The sequence below is a fragment of the Mucilaginibacter gossypii genome (assembly GCF_900100945.1).
GTDB lineage: Bacteria > Bacteroidota > Bacteroidia > Sphingobacteriales > Sphingobacteriaceae > Mucilaginibacter > Mucilaginibacter gossypii.
In genome coordinates this window covers 380,525-399,499 of record NZ_FNCG01000002.1, presented here as the reverse complement: position 1 = coordinate 399,499, position 18,975 = coordinate 380,525, and the positions used below count along the sequence as shown (strand labels likewise).

The window sequence follows — 18,975 nt, the reverse complement described above, 5'->3', positions numbered from 1 at the left end:
TGTATAGCAGATATGTTGTAATTACATTTTCATACCGGCCATATTATCGCTGCCATTTTTAAAGATCGCTTCGCTATTCAATAGATAGGCCCCGTTAGTAACCACAATATCACCTTTGTTTAAACCGGAAATAACAGGCGCATACGATTGATTTCCCGAACTAACCTCGACCATTTTTGGCGAAAAACTACCGTCAGGATTTTTGACCCAAACTTTGCTGCCGTTTCCGTCGGTGAGAACTGCCGAAGTTGATACCGCTAATGAGCGGTTACCACCCTTGCCAATGGAGATATAAGCCTGCATACCCGGCCTGATCAATCCCTGCGGATTGGCAATGCTGATCCTTATTAAATCTACCTTTGAAGCATCCAATAATTCGGGATTGATAAACTCCACTTTGCCGGGTAATATCTGCCCGTTCAGATCTGGAAAGGCTACGCTTACCCGGTCGTTTTCCTTGTAATTCCCGGTTTCACCGGCATAGAGCTGAGCTTCCACCCATAAGCTGTTTAACGCCTGTGTTTTCAGGATGGTCATGCCCTCGGTGACATAATCCCCCTCATGAACTAATATATCGCTTACCGTTCCGCTTGCCTTACTCAATATGGTTGTGGTGGCTGATGCCTTTCCCGAAGCCGCTAAGTTTTTGATTTGCGCGGATGTAAGGCCCCATAGTTTTAGCTTGCTTTCGGCACTGCTGATGAGTTGACCATAATCCACATCGGGATTGTGCAATAGTCTTTGCTGCTGTTTTGCCAATAGGTATTCCTTTTCAGCTTCTTGCAAATCTTCACTGTAGATGGTATAAACGGGCTGACCCGCAGCAATCTTTCCACCTACCGTCCTTACAAACAATTGCTGTATCCGTCCTGCTGTCCTTGCACTAAGTTCCGCCGCTTTCGTTTCATCTGTTGTAACTGTTCCGGTCAACGTCTTTTCCTGCCCGGTATAGGCTTCCCGAACAGTATCAATTTGGATATTGGCTAATTGTAACTGCGTAGCGGTTAAAGTGATCTTATCCGAAGCTTTATTATTACCGGTTAATTCCACTTTAATCAGCTTCATGCCGCAAATCGGGCAATTGCCCGGATGTTCCTCGTGTACCTGCGGGTGCATCGAGCAGGTATAATAAGCCTTGTTTTGTGTTTGTATTATCGCTTGTTGGGGTTTTTGCTTGCAGGCGGAAAACGCCAGCATCAACAACAATAGCCCCGTGATGATCTTATTCATTTCCTTTTGTTTTAATAAAGCTTTCGCTGTCTGTTAAGTATTCGGCATGGCTTGCCAGACTATCCATTATGGTCAAACCTTTAGTAATTTGAATTTGGTTACCATTAGTTAAACCGGCACTGACCTGACGAGCCTCGAATGTGCCGCCCTTTTTAAGCCAAACAATCTTTGTTTTTCCTAAATCCGTTAGCGCAGACCGGGGTATCCATAATCCTTTAGTTTGCCCGGTTATTATCTCGGCTTTAATCAGGCTGCCTACTTTCATGCCGTGCTGGTGATTATTCAGATAAACGCGCACCGAAACGGAACGGTCGCCTGCCTGCAAAATCGGCTCGATAAAGTCGATCTTGCCATTCATCTGCATATCCGCATCCGCAATAGCAATCGTTACCGGCTGGCCCAGCCTGATGTTATTTACATCAGCTTGTTGGATTTTCAGGATCGTCCAAAGGTGGTGCGGGTCAACTACATTGAAAAGCGTTTGCCCCCTTTCAACGTAGATGCCCTCTTTAACAGCTAAAGGCTGGTTCCCGGTCACATCCGTTGGCATTTTCGTATCCGGCGCACCCTGCATCTGGCTATGCGGCATATCATGCACATGGCCCTCATAAGGACTGAACACCGGTAGACTATAGAAAGATTTGCCTGTTTTCAACACTTGCGCCACCTGTGCATTTGTCATACCCAATAACAGCAATTTCTGTTTGGCGGCGCTAATCAACCCCGTTTCCTGTGGAGAGTTTTTGCTCACAAATATCAAATTCTGCTGGGCGGTCACCAGTTCCGGGCTATAAATATCAAAAATGCGCTGGCCGCGGTGAATTTCCTGGAAAGCATATTTGATATACAACTTTTCGATACGGCCCGAAAAGCGGGCAGCGATATTGTTAAAAGTCCGTGTGTCAAAATCCAGATAGCCGTTCGCCGAAACGGTTGTCGGTATTGTTTTTTGTTCAGGCACTATGGCCTCAACTGTGGAGATAACCGAAGCATTGACCGACTGTAAAACCGTTTTCAAACTGATACCTGCGCCCTTACTGGCCTGGCCTGATTTTTTTACTAAGGTCATTCCGCAGATGGGGCAGCTACCCGGATGATCTTCCAGTATTTGCGAGTGCATCGGGCAGGTGTATTTGACCGCGTTTTGAACCTGCGTAATAGCGGGTTTATTTTTATGATCGGAACAGGCAGTGATCAGCGCCATGCCGAACAACAGAACTGCCATTAATATTTTAATATTGCTCATTCTCTTTTTCATAAGCCACCTGTAAGTTTAATAGTTCCTGTAAACGATCAAGTGCTTCCAGCCGGGCTGTCTGTAGATCTTTGATGCCAACCAATACCGAAGGCAGATCGCCGGTGTTCTGGTCATAAGCCTGTAAAGCGGATTTATAGCTGTTTTGAAGGGCGGGGATAATGTTTTGCTGATAATTATTCAATTGCCTTTTCTTGCTGTGCATGTCGGCCCGGATGCCGGCTAAAGCACCTGCTGCCTGGTTCAGCATATCCAGTTTCTTCTGTTGCAGTTCCGCCACCTCGTATTGTATGCCTTTCAGGTTGGCCTTATATTCTTTGGAAGACCAGGGAGCAACAGGTATTGTCACCGAAGCCATGAGAATATATTGATTGGCGTTGCCGCCGTAGCTGAACATGTGCCCGGCCTGTAAGCCAAAATCCGGCTTACGTTTGCTGTATTCCATTTGGGCATTTAAGGCCTGCAAGTCCAAATTACGACTGATGGCTTTAATATCGCTGCGGCCAGCGGCAAGGGCAGCCGTATCGGTAAGCGCGCTTTCATAATCTTTCACCGCAACATTGGTATCCACCGTAAAAACGGTAGCCTTATCACGGTTCATCAGGATATTGAGCAGGATATTTTTCTGGCTGATCTCGTTGTTAAGCTGTTCTCGGGTATTTTCCAATTCAAATAACTCCGCCTTGGCCTTGTAAATATTGGGCAGTTTCTCTTTTCCGTAAGTGAGCCGGATATTGGCATCTTTAAGCATATATTCCAGTAAGCCTTGCGTGCCCTCCAATAGCGCCAATTTCTTTTCCAACACTACTCGCTCGTAATAATATTGCTTTGCCTGTGCAATGAGTTGGTTTTTTAAATAACCCTTATCTTCCGTTGTTACTTTGGACATCCCTTTCAGATAATTTTCTTTTGCGCGAAGTTTAGCAGGGTTGGTGAACATTTGTTCAGCTTGTATCATAAAGGAACCACCATTGGGGCTTAATTGGTAAGGCGTCTGGTATTGCCCGGCGCTGATCTTTGGCGCATCCAGGCTTTTGGCCCCGGTCGCATAGGCATCCTGCGCCTGGGCTTTAGCATCATAAGCCTGTAAGGCCGGGTTGTTGCCCACACTGGCTAAAACGCTGTTTAAGGGTAAACGCTGAGCTTTAGCAGATAAACCTGCAAAGCAAATAGCTGCGGTAAGTAAGATTTGATCTCTTGTTTTCATTATTCCTTTACCTCCAATATTTCCAGTTTGCCATGTTTCCTGAGTTCGTATTCCTTGACCATCAAAAAGATCAGCGGGGTAACCAGTAGGATGTGGGTGGAAGATGTTAAAACGCCGCCGATCATCGGCAGTACGATAGGCCGCATCACATCGCTGCCGGTACCCGTTGCCCAAAGCACCGGCACCAAACCGAACAGGGCTACGCAGACTGTCATCAGTTTTGGCCGCAAACGTTTTACCGCGCCGTTCATCACATATTCACGCAAATCAGCTTTTGTAATCGTTTCTCTACTGTTGCCTTTGAGCGCCACCAATTGCTGCATGGCATCATTCAGATAAATGACCATCACAATACCCGTTTCCACGGCGATACCAAATAGGGCTATAAAGCCAACGGCAACCGCAACCGATAAGTGAACCCCAAAAAAATACACCATATAAGCCCCGCCGATCAACGCGAATGGAATAGAGATCAGGCTAAAAAATGCCTCCCGTATCGAATGAAATGCAAAATACAGACAAGCGAAAATGATAATCAGTACAATAGGTAAGATTAACTTTAACGTATGCTCCGCACGTATCAGGTTTTCATACTGTCCGCTCCATTCAATATAATAGCCTTTGGGCAAGGTTTTGACCAGCGTATTTAATTTGTCCTGCGCCTCTTTTACCGTGCTGCCTAAATCCCGGTCGCGCACATTAAACAATACCGTTCCCCGCAATAAGGCGTTTTCCGACTGGATCATGGCAGGGCCGTTGCTGATCTTAATATCCGCCACGGATGATAAAGGTATCGGGCCGTTGCTGCTCGTTTGTACCAACGTGCGTTTGATCTCTTCCAGGTTATTGCGATAATCCTGCGCCAAACGCGCGTTAACGCTAAACCGTTGCCGGCCTTCGACGGTAGTGGTTAAGTTCATACCGCCCAATGCGCTTTCCACTACCTCATTTATATCATCCACGCTCAAACCGTAGCGGCCTATGGCATCTTTATTCACTTGTATATCCAGGTATTTGCCACCGGTTATCGGGTCAACATACAAATCCTTTACGCCATTTAACCCGGTCAACGCCTGCTTCATCTGATTGGAGAGGGCATTGATGGTGTCTAAATTCTGTCCGTAAACTTTCAGGCCCACATCTGTGCGGATACCGGTGGAAAGCATATTGATGCGGTTGATGATCGGTTGTGTCCAGCCGTTCACTACGCCGGGTATTTGCAGTTTGGCATTGAGTTCGTCGATGATGTCTTCTTTCTTTAAACCCTTGCGCCATTCATCTTTTGGTTTTAACAGGATAATGGTTTCGGTCATGCTGATGGGTGAATTATCCGTAGCGGTATTGGCACGGCCTGCTTTACCTAATACATTGGCCACTTCGGGTACGCTTTTAATGATTTTATCCTGCACTTGCAGCAATTGTTTGGCTTCCGCGTTGGAAACATCCGGCTGGGTGACCGGCATAAACAGGATCGTACCCTCGTCCAACGGTGGCATAAACTCACTGCCTAATGAAAGCAAAAGCGGTATGCTGATAAGTAAAGCAACGATGTTGATCGAAAGCGTTGTTTTGCGCCAGGTTACGCACCAGTTCAATACAGGCCGGTAAATTTTTTCTAATCCCCGGTTCAGCGGGTTATGATCGTCCGTCCTTAACTTTCCTTTCAGAAAAAAGGAAATCAGCACGGGCGCTAAGGTTACCGCCAATATCGCATCAATGGCCAGTATAAAGGTTTTTGTCCAGGCTAATGGGCCGAACAATTTACCCTCTTGCCCTTCTAATAGAAACACCGGCAGGAATGAGGCAACAATGATCAGCGTTGAAAAAAACACGCCACGCCCTACTTGCTTGCAGGATTGTTCTATGATTTTTATTCGTTCTGCTGTGGTCATGACTTTTCTTTTTGTTGTGAAATGGATAAATTCCGGTGCGAGTTTTCTACCATGACGATACCGTTATCCACGATCACGCCGATGGCTAAGGCGATGCCAGTTAGCGACATGATATTGGATGATATGCCAAAAGCATTTAATAAAATAAAGCTGGCTGCTATAGTAATAGGTATTTGGATAATGATACTTAATGCGCTGCGCCAGCTAAAAAGGAACAGGATTACGATAATAGAAACCGTAATCATTTCCTCGATCAGCGTATGCTTTACAGAGTTTACCGCGTTTTCGATCAACTCACTGCGATCATAGGCAATGTTAAAACTGACCCCGGCAGGCAAGCCCTTTTGAATATCAGCCATTTTATCCTTGACGGCATGGATCACCTTGTCCGCATTTTCGCCGTAGCGCATCACCACGATGCCGCCAACGGCTTCACCGTTGCCGTTACGGTCAAATATGCCCAGGCGTTCATCGCCGCCCATTTGTACGGTAGCCACATCTTTGATCCTGACCGGGTTGGTATTAATCACGCCAACCGGGATGTTTTCTACATCCGTTAAGCTTTTGATATAACCAAGACCACGAACAATAAAACCGGTGCCGTTCATTTCAAACTTACGTCCGCCTACATCATTGTTATTGCTTTTGATAGATTTAAGTACCTGTGACAAGGAAATATTATAGTAGTTCAATTTATGCGGGTCGATGGTAACCTGGTATTGTTTTTCAAAGCCGCCGAAGGAAGCAACCTCGCTTACGCCCGGCACGGTTTGCAAACCCAGCTTCACATACCAATCCTGTAAAGCCCTTTGTTCACCCAGGTTCATGCCTTTCGCATCCAAAGTGTACCAAAGAATATGGCCGACACCTGTACCATCAGGCCCCAATGTTGGTGTAATACCCGGCGGCAATAAACGCTGCGCATAATTCAGCCGTTCCAATACCCGGCTCCTTGCCCAATACACATCGGCTTTATCTTCAAATACGATATACACAAAGCTCATCCCGAACATGGAAGTTGCGCGGATGGCCTTTACTTTGGGAATGCCTTGCAGGTTGCTCACCAGCGGGTAAGTCACCTGGTCTTCCATGATCTGAGGGCTGCGACCTTGCCATTCGGTAAATACGATCACCTGATTATCCGACAGGTCGGGTATGGCATCAATAGGGTTGTCTTTAACCGCGTAGGCTCCCCATGCAAAAAGGGCAACCGCGATCAGCAGAACGATATACCTGTTTTTTAAAGACAGGGTAATCAATTGGTTAATCATCTTAATTGCTTTAATCATCCCCTTCGCTAATAGCAAAGGGGATGAATGATTTTACATCTTCATTTTTTCTGCGGGTTTCTTTTTGGCATCGGTCTTTTTAACCAAAGCCATACCGCATTTCGGACATTTTCCAGGCTTGTTACTTAATACCTCCGGGTGCATCGTACAAGTGTATTGCACTTTAGCCGGTTTTAATTTTTTGGTGGTGTCGGAAGCCATTTTACCGGTGTGCGTGTCAGCGGCAAAAACGGTCGCGGCAGAAAACAGAATGGCAATAGCCATTAGGGTTACTTTTTTCATGATTTTTAAAATTAAAAATGGATAAATAGCATAGGCAAAGCCTGTGCTTGAATTATAAATTAAGATTGATTACAAAGGAATAATAGCCGGATGCAGAATGGCAGGGCTATGGGAAAGTTCAGGATCAGATCCTGTAAGTACAGTTAAGGGTATAAACGGGTGTATCGGAATGTCCAGGGGGAGCATTGCCGTTATACGTGATCTTCGGTTGTAATTGCGTTAAAGTAAGTTCGCGGTACGGCATTATAAATGCCGGGATCATCGCAGGTACTGGATGAGCCAAAGCCGCAGTGACTGCACTAAAATGACTATCCTTTACCTTGAAACTTTGCTTTTCATGCTTGCAGCAATTATCCTTATCACCTGAATCTTTGGTGTTATTGTCCGGCATGGCGTAGGTCAGGGTAACCGAAGCCAGTTTACCACAACAATAAAAGCGGTTTACCCCGATACCCATGCAGGATAAGAGATATAGAGCCGTTAATAAGATGAGTGTGGTGCGTTTCACAAATCGAAGATAATAAATTATACGTCCTGTTTGGCAATTAGTTTTAAAGCCGCCACAAAAGTGGCGGCTTTATTCAGTTATTATAATTTACAAGTAGTCTTGCAAACACCCGATTCCTTACAAGTTTTACTGCAATAATCTTTACAGTTCGGCCCGCAGCTTTTAGCACAAGTTGTACAGTGGTTCATTTTGCTGTTGCAGCAAGGAGTATTGGCATAAGTTATTGATATAGCGGATAGCAACATCACCATAGTGATGAAAAGAAACTTTTTCATGATTTTGAATTTTAAGATTAATAATTATTTGAATAATACGGCCATAGACAGGCCGAAAAAACGAATTGAATTATTAAGCTTTCGGAGGGTTCCAGCCATTGCCGTAATAATCGGATAAGGCACCAATTAAGAAAGGATAAGCTGCTTGTTGTTGAAGATCAACAACCGCAGGCGAAAATGACGACGGCTGAACAATGATAAAACTGCAAGTTCCGCAATTGACCATCGCATCACAATTTCCTTTGGCGCAATCGCCGGCAGATTTTTGTTTTTGCTGTTTACAGCAATCCTGATGCGTTTTTTGTTTACAACACTTTGCTGCGCCATACTGAATACCGGCTATCCCCGAAAAGGAGGATAACAGCAGTAAATTCAGGATAAGGAAAACAGCGATATACTTCATGATATATTAAACGTGTATTTATTATAAGGCTAAGTTAAGGGCAATCACGGCGATCTATTTATATAATTCCGATTAAAATTTATATCCTGTTGTATTATTACTCCTTTACTTTAAGCATACTGGCATTAATGGCTACCACGACCGTACTGACCGTCATTAATACAGCGCCAGCCGCCGGGCTTAATACAATGCCCTGGTTATATAATACCCCGGCTGCTAATGGCAGGGCGATCACATTATAACCGGTTGCCCAAATGAGGTTTTGTATCATTTTGCGGTAGGTGGCTTTGCCAAACAAGATCAAGCTGACGATATCTTTGGGATTACTGTTCACCAAAACAATCCCGGCTGTTTCTGCTGCTATGTCACTTCCCGAACCAACTGCAATACCGATGTCTGCCTGGGCGAGTGCAGGAGCATCATTTACCCCGTCGCCGGTCATGGCTACAAACTCGCCTTTGCTTTGCAGTTCTCTAATTTTCTCTAATTTTTGATGCGGTAATACTTCGGCTATAAAACTGTCCATACCCAAAGTTTTGCTTACACTGGCGGCTACTTTGTTGTTGTCACCCGTAAGCAGGATAGATTTGATGTTTTCAGCATTTAAGGTCTTAATAGCCTCTGCCGATTCCGGGCGTATCTCATCTGACAGTGAAATATATCCCGCCAATTTCTTATCAATTAGCACAAACACAACTGTTTCCGTGTCATTGGCCGCAAAGCCATCCGGCAGGGCTAATTTATTTTCTTTTAAATAACCGGGGCTAACCACCATTAACTTTTTGCCATCTACGGTGGCTTGAACCCCCTGGCCGGTGATGGCCTTAAAGTTTTCGGCTGGCGGAATGTCTAATTTCAGGTCTTTCACTTTTAGCAGGATTCCTGTAGCAATAGGGTGTTCTGATTTTTGTTCTAATGCCGATGCTAAACGTACCAGTTCATTTTCTTTGATGGTTTTATCTAACGATACTATTTTAGATACTTCAAACTTACCTACGGTTAGTGTCCCCGTTTTATCAAATACAATGGTGGTGATCTTCCTTGCGTTCTCAAATGCCGTCCGGTTTTTGATCAACAAGCCATGTTTGGCCGATAAGGCAGTTGACTTAGCTACGACGAGTGGTACAGCCAAACCCAAAGCATGGGGGCAGCAAATAACAATTACCGTTACCATTCTTTCCATCGCGAACGCCAAACTTTGCCCTGTTAAGTACCAGTACAGAAAAGTACCTATACCTGTAACCAATGCGATCAGGGTTAACCATTTTGCCGCAGTATCGGCCAATAGCTGCGTTTGAGATTTTGACTTTTGCGCATCGTCTACCAGTTTGACTACTTGCGACAAATAGGAATCTTTGGCTGCGTGAGATACCGTTACTTTAAATGAACCATTTCCATTGATGGAACCCGCGATCACTTTATCGCCTTTCACTTTTTGAACGGGCTTGGATTCACCGGTTAACATGGATTCATTCAAATAGCTTTCACCATCCAGAATAATCCCGTCTGCGGCCACTTTTTCTCCCGGTTTTACCAAAATTACATCGTTCTCTTTTAACGTATCTGTTTTTACATCATGTACTTTGTCACCCATGACCATGTGCGCATCTGCGGGCATTAACTGAACCAATAACTCCAGTTCATTTGAGGCACCCATGACTGACCGCATTTCTATCCAATGCCCTAAGAGCATGATCAGGATCAGGGTAGCCAGTTCCCAAAAGAAATCCATACCCTTCAGTCCGAACACCGTAGCTGCGCTATAGGCATAGGCAACGGTGATCGCAAAACCGATCAAAGTCATCATGCCGGGATTTTTAGCCTTCATTTCGCTCATCCAGCCGCTTAAAAATGGCCAGCCGCCATAAACAAATACGACAGATGCTAAAGCAAAAAGCAGGTACGATGAACCGGCAAAATTAATATCCAGGTGCAGCCATTGCTGAATTTGCATAGACAGCAGCATAACCGGAAGTGTCAGTACGAGCACCACGTAAAAACGCTTTTTAAAATCAGCGATCATCATGCTATGGTGATCATGCTCCGACATACCCATATGCCCGTCACTGCCATGGTTCATTTTACTATGATCTATAGTTTCAGCTTTAGCCTTGGGTCCTGGTTGTTTAATAGCTGGGATTTTATGCGCTCCCATAGTGTGATGATCGTGTTGATTTTTCATAGCTGTAAAATTTAATACGTTAGTGTTAATCCGCCGCCCAGGCCCATATCACTATCATAATGGGTTGATAAAGAGAAATACTTCGTAACGATATATCTTAAACCTGCCGCGTATTCTTTATCTGTGTTTACCATGATGTTAAAGCGCAGGCGGCTGGAAACCGGTATATCGTCACGGCCTAACTGGAAGCGTAACTTACCGTCACCATCGATGCGCGCATCGGCCACAAAAAGCATCGGCAAAGTATAGGCAAGACCCGCTACAACCGTATGCCGATTATCCTTATTGCTCACTTGACCGAACAGGTTTTTAGCATCGCTGCCAAATATATTTTTTTCATTAGAGTCAAATTTCTTGTAATGGTAGTCAAATCCTATATAAGGGTATAACCATTGCATTCTTCCAATATAACGCCCGATCATTGTTTCACTTTCATAACCCATGGTAGCGTCAGTTCCTAAATGCCACATGGTACTTGCTTTCCACCGGGTATTAGAGAGCATAAATTGCGCATCGCTCCCATTGCTTTCCAAACCAAGTTTACCCATAAAATGCGGCATTTGATCATCGCGATTCAGCATTCGTTGTGCCAGCTTTGGATCAGGGATTTCAGGATTTGGCGCAGAGTTTTCATAGCTGAATATCCTTCCCATACCGCTCATCATGTGGTAAAGTATATGGCAATGAAAAAACCAATCGCCGCCCGGTTCAGATGCATTGAATTCAATCGTATCCCGTTCCATCGGCATAATATCCACCACGTTTTTCATCGGCGCGTTTTCACCCTGCCCGTTGATTACCCGGAAGTCATGCCCATGCAGGTGCATAGGATGACGCATCATACTGTTATTATAAAGGATGATCCGCAGGTTTTCACCTTTTTTGATCAAGATCCTATCCGATTCCGATACTGTTTTGTTATCCATTGTCCACACATAACGATTCATATTACCCGTCAGTTCAAACTTCAATTCCCGCATCGGCCCTTTTGGTAAGGTAGTATGATGAGGGTCACGCAGCATTCCGTAATTAAGGGTAACGATGTCTGAATTATCTGCCGCCATATTCATACCTGCCATGCTTTTGTCATTAGGCATCTGCATACCCGGCATGGCCGGTTTTTTATCATCCGCCTGGGGTTTGTCAGCTCCGGTTATTTCCGGGTACATCACGGTATTCATATCCATGGTTTGGTTTTGCATCTTCATGCCTTCCATTTGAACCATGTTACCGCTCATGTCCATCATGTCGTTCATCATCTTCATTCCCGCAAAGTATTTCAACTTTGGCATTTTACTGGCATAAACTTTTTGACCGCTGCCCAACCAAAGCGAGGCTGATTTGGTACGGTCTTCGGGCGTTACCAAAAACTCATAGCTTTTATTTTCAGGAACTGTGACTACCACATCATAGGTTTCAGATGGGGCGATGATCAGCCGGTCAACTTCAACAGGTTCAACGTCATTGCCGTCAGTAGCTACTACGATAACTTTGCCTCCTGCATATTTGAGCCAGAAGTAAGAGGTAGCACCGCCATTGGCAATCCTTAACCTCACTTTATCACCGGCTTTATATTGAGGCTGCTCGTTTTGATTTTTTCCATTGATCAGAAATTTATCGTAATAAACATCGCTGACATCCATCGCGTTCATGCGTTTCCATTCATTGGTAACTTTTGTTTTGAAATGGCCGGAAGCAATCGCCTCTGCATAACTTTGTGTTGTCCCTTTTTGTATAGCGAACCAGTCGGATGCTGCGTGTAGACTACGATCAACCTCTTTAGGATTCATATTTGTCCATTCGCTTAATACAAGCGGAAGGGTTGGGATATCCCACTCTTTACGTTTGTTCATGATAAAAGCCCCGTACATACCGATTTGTTCCTGCAAGCCAGTGTGGCTATGGTACCAGTGGGTACCATGTTGTTTGATCGGGAATTTATACAAATGGGTTTCTCCCGGCTTGATCGGCATCTGTGTCAGATTAGGTACCCCATCATAGCGATTGGGCAAATAAAGCCCATGCCAGTGCAGGGATGTTTCTTCTTTTAGTTTATTATGCACGTAGATCTCCGCGGTATCGCCTTCGGTAAAAGTCAGGGTCGGCATTGGGATGCTGCCGTTAACCGCAATCGCTCTTTTGGGTTTTCCCGCGTAGTTGACAATGGTGTCTGCAATATAAAGATCATAACGAATAGTGCGGGGCGGCGCATTATTGACCAGTGTGTTAATCGGGCCTAACTTTGCTTTTGCGTTTTTCATGTCATTGGCTGCTTCCTTAGCGTCACCCATGTTCATGCCATCCATTTTCATTCCACCCATATTATCGGCATTTTTACCGTTGTCTTTGGGCATTTGCATATCATTCGGCTTTCCAGTCTCGGACTTATTCTGATCCATTTTCATCCCGTCCATCTTCATTCCATCCATGTCGCCTGTTTTTTTGGCGGGGGATTTTTTCGGTAGGGCTTTTGGTTTTTCTTTAACCAGTTTCATGCCACACTTAGGGCAATTACCCGGCTTGGTTGCGTGGATTTCCGGGTGCATGGGACAGGTATAGGTTACCGTTGGCTGCTTTTGCATCCCAGCCATATTTTTCATATCGTTTTGGGCGAATACGAATTGCTTCAAACAAAGCATCATTGCCACGATTAATAATTTTTTCATCTTTAATTTTTTAATAAAAGGCTGTCGCCTGCCATTTTAACCCAGTTCATTAATGTCGCTTTATCTTCCTTTGAAAGAATAGCGTTCTTGTGGATAAAGGTGTAAGAAGATAAAGGCATCGAGCCTTCTTCCAGGCTTTCATCAATGGCCCTTAATCTGCTCCTTTGTTTCCTGGAAGAATAGGTTCCGAATTCGTTGAAATTAAGCTCTGCTTTACCGCCCCTGATGTGCCTGTCAAGCATCAACCGAAATGGCTGAAGCTTCGCATACCAGGGATAATCCGTGTTGTTGCTGTGGCAATCATAACATGATTTTTTGAGTATAGCGCCTACATTTTCGGGAACGGAAATTACCTGTGCAATGTCATTCACTGGTTTAGTTCCTTTCTCATTATGATCACGGGGTATGAATTGGATAGCGAGAAGAACGGTTACCAATACCGTACCGGTAATTTTTACGATCCGTTTCATAGTTCCTATTTTAATTCCTCTTTGACCGATCCGCAGGTGGGCATTTTAGTGCCGAGGTAAGGGTTTCTGATCTCTTTGGTTTCGCTTAACCAATCCGCTCCCTTGTTATTATTATACATCGGGCAGTGATCAACATATAAACCCTGACCAGCACTAAATAATTTAACAAAGTCAATCATATCCTTGCTTAACATATCAAAGTGTTCGCGCTGGTGGGGTAGCTTCCCGCCACTCATCCCGATATGTTCCGCCATTTCTTTTGCATCATCGGCTATGTCGGTAAATGACTTCTTTTGAGTTGGCGTTAATGCTGACTGATCAAATTTCATAAAGCCTTCGGATAAAGCTTTCCCGGCAGTTGCGGCATCGGCGCTGTTATCTTTGGCCAATGCGTTTTTTAAATTCAGGTAGTTTCCTACCATTTCCTTTACGGCAGCGGTCGTTTTTGAGTCAACACCACTTTTTGCTGGGTTAGATGTACCTGCTGAATTTGTTCCAGTCGAATCTTTGGGGCTATTGGATGCTGATTTATTCGTGTTATTGCAGGCTATCATTGAAAATGAAGCCAGGCAGATTACCGAAATAATGATTAGATTTTTCATACGATGATTATAAATTACTGATCGCCCTGCGCAAGTCGCCGCGCAGGGAAATCAAATCTTTAAGAATTTAGTTAGCTTATTTATTCAGGGTTTCAGTGACCTTACCGCAGGTAAGCATTTGGCTACCATAGTAAGGGTTTTTGATCACATCCTCAGCCGATAGCCAATAGCTCTTTTTCATTGGGCAATAGGCATAGTAAACGGGCTTATCCGTTAATTTTACAGCCTTAGCCAGTTTGAAAAAGTTGACTGAAAAATTGGCGAAATGCTCGCGTTGGTGAGCTATGTCCTTACTTTCAGACATATGCCTGGCATCGAAAGCCAGTTTTTCCTGTTCCGCCATAAAAGTGGTCATGTCAGCGACTGGCAGCGATTTCATGTCCACACCGTTAACAGCCTTTAGAAATTCTCCTGCATAAGTAGCCGCATCGGCGCTGTTTGATTTAACCAGGGCATCTTTAATATTGTAATAAGAAGCTATTAACGATGTAAGAGAAGTTGATTTTGTATCCTGCGCAAAAAGTAGTTGATTAGAAGCAGTTGCGATCAGCGCAACCAATAAAAATATCTTTTTCATGATCTGAATTGATTAATGTAATAGAAAAAATTGGCACATGGCAAGTCCATGTAGGTCTAATAATCTATTAATTAATCAAATCTGAAAACTTTGCAGCGCGACGCGGATAGAATATGGAGGAGGCCGTCGTCGCCCGTCAACCAATACCAGAGGTACTGTTTGAGTTAACGTAACCGGTTTAAAAAAGAATTGATAGTAAGTACTTAAATAACTGAACAGGGGCAGTAAAATAATTTGAGCCGACTGAGGGGTAACTTTAGCTAAGGTGTTAAAGCTATTGACCGCATTCTGGCAACAAGGGTCATTTTGAGCGATCGACGTTTGGTTGTACAGGAGTAACTGATCAGTAACAGCAGCCTGTATTTCTCGCCCACCATGTTCATGATGATGTTCAGTTGTTTCGTCATGATGTTGCTCCTTACCACCGTTTCCATCGTGGTGGTGTTCTGTAGCTTCATCATGCTCATGGGTAGACATACGTAAAGCACATGCAAATCCGGTAACCGTATTTAGCAGGAATATAAATAATAATAAAAGTGCTTTACTTTTCATCTTCAACTACAAAGTTAAACAACAGGTTGTCAAATTGTTTTATATAATTACGTTTTAAATTTATACCCTATATACCCTATACCAAAACCGGCTAAGCCACAGTCCGGGCTATCTTTTGCATAATGGAATGATTATCACCAAATTTACATAAAGCATCGCAGTGCTGCCTCAGATCGCTAAAACAGATATATTTCATTTGCATATTTCCTTGTTTTATAGATGGACGGGACAATTGCATGATGACATCTTTCTCACGGTTATCGGGTACCACAAGATATAAGACTTCTTCCTTATTATTCAAACTGCAACTCAGATCATTAAGCCTCAAAATACCAGAATAAATGCTCGTGCTTTTTTCCACCTCAAAAGCCGCAATAACGTTGGCCGTTCCCTTGGTAAACCACAGCACATCAATTAGTTTAACGGTATTTAGCACCTCTTTTTCTAATGTAAGTTTAGGGAAATCCGCCAATGAAATAAAAGTAAATTTATTGTTGTTCCATGACTTTGAACGGTCGTTAGAGGCCGCGATCACATCATACCCAAGGGAGTGTCCGATCTTTAATAGATGGTACTGCATTTCATCATGCAAATGGTCATCGGCAGTTTCGACTCTTTTGTCCTTGTGACGTTTTTCAATTAACTTTTCAAGTCGGGTGCGTTCAGTTTCTGAAAGATATTCATCCTTACCTAACAATAGTTTTTGCGTGCCGATTTCGAATAGCAAGCCGGCAAATGCGCCGGTATCTGATGACAGTTCGTTGCAGTATTTCCGGTTCATATCCATGATGACTTCCCTTATCTTGAGATATTCGCTCCAACTCCCTAATTTTTTCTTGTCTTTAAACAAGTAATTAAACCCGTTAATGATGGCTGTATTAAATGGAGGGATCAGGGTTGGATGCAAAAAATAAAGAATACTGGCCACAGCAGGCCCCAATCCTTTGATTTTTAAGGCATCCAACTTTTCAATTTCCCTGACGATCTGCTGTTCATTCTTCGCGTTAATACAATTTTCTAAGAACTGGCCAAAGGCAATCTTGTTAGCCTGGTTTTCGTAAATATCAGGAATCCGTAATTTGGGTTTCCAATAAAAAGGATGTGATGCCCCTTCAAAAACTTGTTTTTGCTCCGTAATGCAATTCAAAACAAATTCAAGTGAGGTTCCTTTAAAATCGTTTCCAAAGCGCTTCGTTCTAATATCATCAATAACCTGCAATACTCCCCGGCGGATCGAACGAAACGCCTTCAATCTTTCTTCATTATTGATGAACCAGGTATTATACACCGATTCTTGGTCGCTTTTATATTGGCTGATAATAGACTGTAAGTGTTCGCTCATGATAAATTGAATGTACAACTAAATTTCACATACGTCATGCGGGATGGTTAAAGATTTCCCTCAAACATTGTTCTAATTTGGGGATTGATACCGTGATGTTTTCAACCATAGCATCTTTAAAGTCCATGTTCCCGGTAGGTTCACCTTCATAATAAGCGTGATATTTCATTTTCATTATTGATGCCAGATAGAGAAAAAAATCCGGTGCATAGTTAGGTGAAAAAATCTCGAAAAGTTGTGTGCCTGGCTCGCACCAGATCACATTTGAAAAGGATGCACCATGTGGCCCAATGATGAATGAAGCGTTTCGGTAAATAGATATTTGTTCACTTATAGACCTGTTTTTGTCCTCTATTATTATAAAGCCAAATGATCTTAACAAAATGACAACTTCATCTTCGTTTAAAATTCTTCTCCTGCAAACTCTGCTTATGTACACTTTGTTTGATGCTGTTTTAGCCGGTTGTAATTTTTTTTGGATATGTCGCTTCAAAGATTCAATATCTGCAATGTTCGGATACCAGTGCCCGCAATTAGAGACTATCATTCGGTTGGTAACCACTTTCATGCTTTGACTGTCAACTATATTTCCTGGGTTTATATCAAGCAAATTCAAATAGTCTTTTTCGTATGATGTATTAAAAAGAGGATATGAGATTGTCATGTGAGCAAAGTCCTCATCTGGAAAAAAATCTTTGATCCGGCATAACTTTGCGACGACCAGAAACACATAGTCGAAATATCCGCCATAAAAAAAACCGTCCTGGAAATGACTAAACAACGCAATTACAGTTGGCTTAGCCAAAATAAAACGTGTATCGGATTTCCAAATGTTTTTATAAAAACTAACGTTCATCCAGTCGGTACACAAAACTTTGCGTTGCAATACTACCGACCCATATTTGGATAAAAATGCTGGCGATGCAATATCTTTATAGTCCCAAATATAAAGCCGGTCGGAAACGCTTTGCTTGGCGTAAAAAATCAGATTTTGAGGGCTTGCACAATTCTTTATTTCAGGTAACATTTCTTTGTTTTCAGGAACAACGACCAGTACATATCGCGTCATGAATTCAATGGTTTGTTCGGTGTTTAAGACATCTAAGCCGCGAGTTTTTAAGGCTATATCATGCAATTTATGATATAGCTTTTCGAAGCCAAAAGTCTTGGCCAAAATTTTAATAAATTTCATTAAAGGTGTGATTTAAGTCAAAAAAAATAACAATAGACTGCTATTCCGTTGTAAACGGTGACTCAAATCAAATCAGAATTGATCGGTAAGAAATATATAATTTGGCGGTTAGTCTATTAGGCGGCCCGGTAGCTCGCGGCCATTTTACTTCAATATGGCGTAAGGTTGGTGTATTAGGTATAAGTTTAATCTCTTTAGTTAATATTATGGGCTGAGAATATACAAAATGAAAAATGTCGTCTGGACTGAAATTTTCCTGTACAACGTAAACCCCATGATGATAGCAACATTTGCAATAGTCATCACACGGCTCCTCGTCTTTATCTGAATTTTTTGAATTATCGGTCACATTGTGGACAAGCCCAAGTTTTGTTCCGATAAATTCAAGAGCGCAGTGTGCCAGACAGGCATATAAACCGGTGGTGAGCACCAAGTAAAATGCGGTCAAAAATAAGGCACACTTTTTTCTCATTAAGATTTTAGCAATATTCTATAAATATATTGTAAAATATTTTCTTGATGAATAGATGTGGGTAGAAATTGACTGATTTGTCGAATTATTAAGATAATAAAAAGGACTTTACTGCTTTTTCATGCGTGATAGGATCGCCTTCATTTCCGCAATTTCTTTTTCTTGGGTTTTAATAATACCGTCAGCAAGTTTTCTTACCTCTGGATCTTTAATACTTGCATTTTTACTGGTCATAATTGCGATAGAATGGTGGGGTATCATTCCTTTCATGTATTGGACATCACCAACAAATGTTTGGGTTCGCACACCGATAAGTGAGAGAACAAAAGCCGCCGTACTGGATAAAATGATAACCATGTTCAGCTTGCGGTTTTTATACATCATCCGCATCATTGCTAACATTAATAAGGCCATAGCGGCTACCATCATTAACGTCATGTAAAAGCGCGTCATACTTAAATAAATATGGTCAGCCTGGTCAACATTCAAAAACATAACCCCATACATAATAATAAAAGACAAGAAGAGCGTCAAAACAAATGTCTTGTAGTTTCCCTTTTCCATAGTTAAAGTTTTATA

Annotated in this window: 18 protein-coding genes; all 18 read right to left on the bottom strand. The window is 42.9% G+C overall.

The features are described from left to right. Nucleotides 1-21: 21 nt before the first annotated feature. Complete coding sequence (locus tag BLS28_RS05110) at nt 22-1,230, bottom strand: efflux RND transporter periplasmic adaptor subunit (protein WP_091163214.1); 1,209 nt, start codon at nt 1,228-1,230, stop codon at nt 22-24. After that, complete coding sequence (locus BLS28_RS05105) at nt 1,223-2,488, bottom strand: heavy metal-binding domain-containing protein (RefSeq protein ID WP_091163213.1); 1,266 nt, start codon at nt 2,486-2,488, stop codon at nt 1,223-1,225. The genes BLS28_RS05110 and BLS28_RS05105 overlap by 8 nt, the downstream gene beginning before the upstream one ends. Continuing rightward, nucleotides 2,463-3,692 (bottom strand): TolC family protein, encoded by a 1,230-nt coding sequence (locus BLS28_RS05100; protein ID WP_091163212.1) that lies wholly within the window; start codon nt 3,690-3,692, stop codon nt 2,463-2,465. The genes BLS28_RS05105 and BLS28_RS05100 overlap by 26 nt, the downstream gene beginning before the upstream one ends. After that, nucleotides 3,692-5,584 carry an efflux RND transporter permease subunit gene (locus BLS28_RS05095; protein ID WP_091163211.1) on the bottom strand — a complete coding sequence of 631 codons (1,893 nt, stop codon included), beginning with the start codon at nt 5,582-5,584 and terminating at the stop codon, nt 3,692-3,694. Before BLS28_RS05095 ends, BLS28_RS05100 begins: the two co-directional genes overlap by 1 nt. Further along, nucleotides 5,581-6,855 carry an efflux RND transporter permease subunit gene (locus tag BLS28_RS05090; RefSeq protein WP_143020698.1) on the bottom strand — a complete coding sequence of 425 codons (1,275 nt, stop codon included), beginning with the start codon at nt 6,853-6,855 and terminating at the stop codon, nt 5,581-5,583. Before BLS28_RS05090 ends, BLS28_RS05095 begins: the two co-directional genes overlap by 4 nt. 51 nt (nt 6,856-6,906) lie before the next feature. Then, nucleotides 6,907-7,155 carry a heavy metal-binding domain-containing protein gene (locus tag BLS28_RS05085; protein WP_091163209.1) on the bottom strand — a complete coding sequence of 83 codons (249 nt, stop codon included), beginning with the start codon at nt 7,153-7,155 and terminating at the stop codon, nt 6,907-6,909. A gap of 124 nt (nt 7,156-7,279) precedes the next feature. Beyond that, nucleotides 7,280-7,663: an HYC_CC_PP family protein gene (locus tag BLS28_RS05080; RefSeq protein WP_143020697.1), complete on the bottom strand. Its 384-nt coding sequence runs from the start codon at nt 7,661-7,663 to the stop codon at nt 7,280-7,282. Nucleotides 7,664-8,011: 348 nt separating this feature from the next. Further along, on the bottom strand, nt 8,012-8,341 hold the full coding sequence (locus BLS28_RS05075) for a hypothetical protein (RefSeq protein ID WP_091163207.1): 330 nt from the start codon (nt 8,339-8,341) through the stop codon (nt 8,012-8,014). Nucleotides 8,342-8,438: 97 nt separating this feature from the next. After that, entirely contained in the window at nt 8,439-10,523 is a 2,085-nt protein-coding gene (locus BLS28_RS05070; RefSeq protein WP_256337345.1) for a copper-translocating P-type ATPase, read from the bottom strand. Between the two features lie 11 nt (nt 10,524-10,534). Next, complete coding sequence (locus BLS28_RS05065; RefSeq protein ID WP_091163205.1) at nt 10,535-13,189, bottom strand: multicopper oxidase domain-containing protein; 2,655 nt, start codon at nt 13,187-13,189, stop codon at nt 10,535-10,537. 2 nt (nt 13,190-13,191) lie between these two features. Continuing rightward, on the bottom strand, nt 13,192-13,659 hold the full coding sequence (locus BLS28_RS05060) for a heme-binding domain-containing protein (RefSeq protein WP_091163204.1): 468 nt from the start codon (nt 13,657-13,659) through the stop codon (nt 13,192-13,194). Nucleotides 13,660-13,664: 5 nt separating this feature from the next. Beyond that, nucleotides 13,665-14,261 carry a DUF3347 domain-containing protein gene (locus tag BLS28_RS05055; protein ID WP_218134351.1) on the bottom strand — a complete coding sequence of 199 codons (597 nt, stop codon included), beginning with the start codon at nt 14,259-14,261 and terminating at the stop codon, nt 13,665-13,667. A gap of 76 nt (nt 14,262-14,337) precedes the next feature. Next, nucleotides 14,338-14,838 carry a DUF3347 domain-containing protein gene (locus BLS28_RS05050; protein WP_256337344.1) on the bottom strand — a complete coding sequence of 167 codons (501 nt, stop codon included), beginning with the start codon at nt 14,836-14,838 and terminating at the stop codon, nt 14,338-14,340. Nucleotides 14,839-14,913: 75 nt separating this feature from the next. Beyond that, entirely contained in the window at nt 14,914-15,390 is a 477-nt protein-coding gene (locus BLS28_RS05045) for a hypothetical protein (RefSeq protein ID WP_091163203.1), read from the bottom strand. Nucleotides 15,391-15,481: 91 nt separating this feature from the next. Continuing rightward, on the bottom strand, nt 15,482-16,732 hold the full coding sequence (locus tag BLS28_RS05040; RefSeq protein WP_091163202.1) for a type II restriction enzyme NmeDI-related protein: 1,251 nt from the start codon (nt 16,730-16,732) through the stop codon (nt 15,482-15,484). A 34-nt stretch (nt 16,733-16,766) separates the two neighbouring features. Next, complete coding sequence (locus BLS28_RS05035) at nt 16,767-17,924, bottom strand: glycosyltransferase family 61 protein (protein WP_091163201.1); 1,158 nt, start codon at nt 17,922-17,924, stop codon at nt 16,767-16,769. A gap of 67 nt (nt 17,925-17,991) precedes the next feature. Further along, a complete protein-coding gene (locus BLS28_RS31705) occupies nt 17,992-18,396 on the bottom strand; it encodes an HYC_CC_PP family protein (protein ID WP_091163200.1) in 405 nt (134 codons plus the stop codon). Between the two features lie 108 nt (nt 18,397-18,504). After that, nucleotides 18,505-18,960, bottom strand: a complete 456-nt coding sequence (locus BLS28_RS05025; RefSeq protein ID WP_091163199.1) for a DUF305 domain-containing protein — start codon at nt 18,958-18,960, stop codon at nt 18,505-18,507. Nucleotides 18,961-18,975: the final 15 nt, after the last annotated feature.

Coding starts and splice junctions, on each gene's coding strand:
- BLS28_RS05055 (WP_218134351.1), bottom strand. CDS start 14,261: ATGAAAAATCTAATCATTATTTCGGTAATCTGCCTGGCTTCATTTTCA.
- BLS28_RS05085 (WP_091163209.1), bottom strand. CDS start 7,155: ATGAAAAAAGTAACCCTAATGGCTATTGCCATTCTGTTTTCTGCCGCG.
- BLS28_RS05065 (WP_091163205.1), bottom strand. CDS start 13,189: ATGAAAAAATTATTAATCGTGGCAATGATGCTTTGTTTGAAGCAATTC.
- BLS28_RS05095 (WP_091163211.1), bottom strand. CDS start 5,584: ATGACCACAGCAGAACGAATAAAAATCATAGAACAATCCTGCAAGCAA.
- BLS28_RS05035 (WP_091163201.1), bottom strand. CDS start 17,924: ATGAAATTTATTAAAATTTTGGCCAAGACTTTTGGCTTCGAAAAGCTA.
- BLS28_RS05105 (WP_091163213.1), bottom strand. CDS start 2,488: ATGAAAAAGAGAATGAGCAATATTAAAATATTAATGGCAGTTCTGTTG.
- BLS28_RS05100 (WP_091163212.1), bottom strand. CDS start 3,692: ATGAAAACAAGAGATCAAATCTTACTTACCGCAGCTATTTGCTTTGCA.
- BLS28_RS05075 (WP_091163207.1), bottom strand. CDS start 8,341: ATGAAGTATATCGCTGTTTTCCTTATCCTGAATTTACTGCTGTTATCC.
- BLS28_RS05050 (WP_256337344.1), bottom strand. CDS start 14,838: ATGAAAAAGATATTTTTATTGGTTGCGCTGATCGCAACTGCTTCTAAT.
- BLS28_RS05045 (WP_091163203.1), bottom strand. CDS start 15,390: ATGAAAAGTAAAGCACTTTTATTATTATTTATATTCCTGCTAAATACG.
- BLS28_RS05040 (WP_091163202.1), bottom strand. CDS start 16,732: ATGAGCGAACACTTACAGTCTATTATCAGCCAATATAAAAGCGACCAA.
- BLS28_RS05070 (WP_256337345.1), bottom strand. CDS start 10,523: ATGAAAAATCAACACGATCATCACACTATGGGAGCGCATAAAATCCCA.
- BLS28_RS05090 (WP_143020698.1), bottom strand. CDS start 6,855: ATGATTAACCAATTGATTACCCTGTCTTTAAAAAACAGGTATATCGTT.
- BLS28_RS05110 (WP_091163214.1), bottom strand. CDS start 1,230: ATGAATAAGATCATCACGGGGCTATTGTTGTTGATGCTGGCGTTTTCC.
- BLS28_RS05060 (WP_091163204.1), bottom strand. CDS start 13,659: ATGAAACGGATCGTAAAAATTACCGGTACGGTATTGGTAACCGTTCTT.
- BLS28_RS31705 (WP_091163200.1), bottom strand. CDS start 18,396: ATGAGAAAAAAGTGTGCCTTATTTTTGACCGCATTTTACTTGGTGCTC.
- BLS28_RS05025 (WP_091163199.1), bottom strand. CDS start 18,960: ATGGAAAAGGGAAACTACAAGACATTTGTTTTGACGCTCTTCTTGTCT.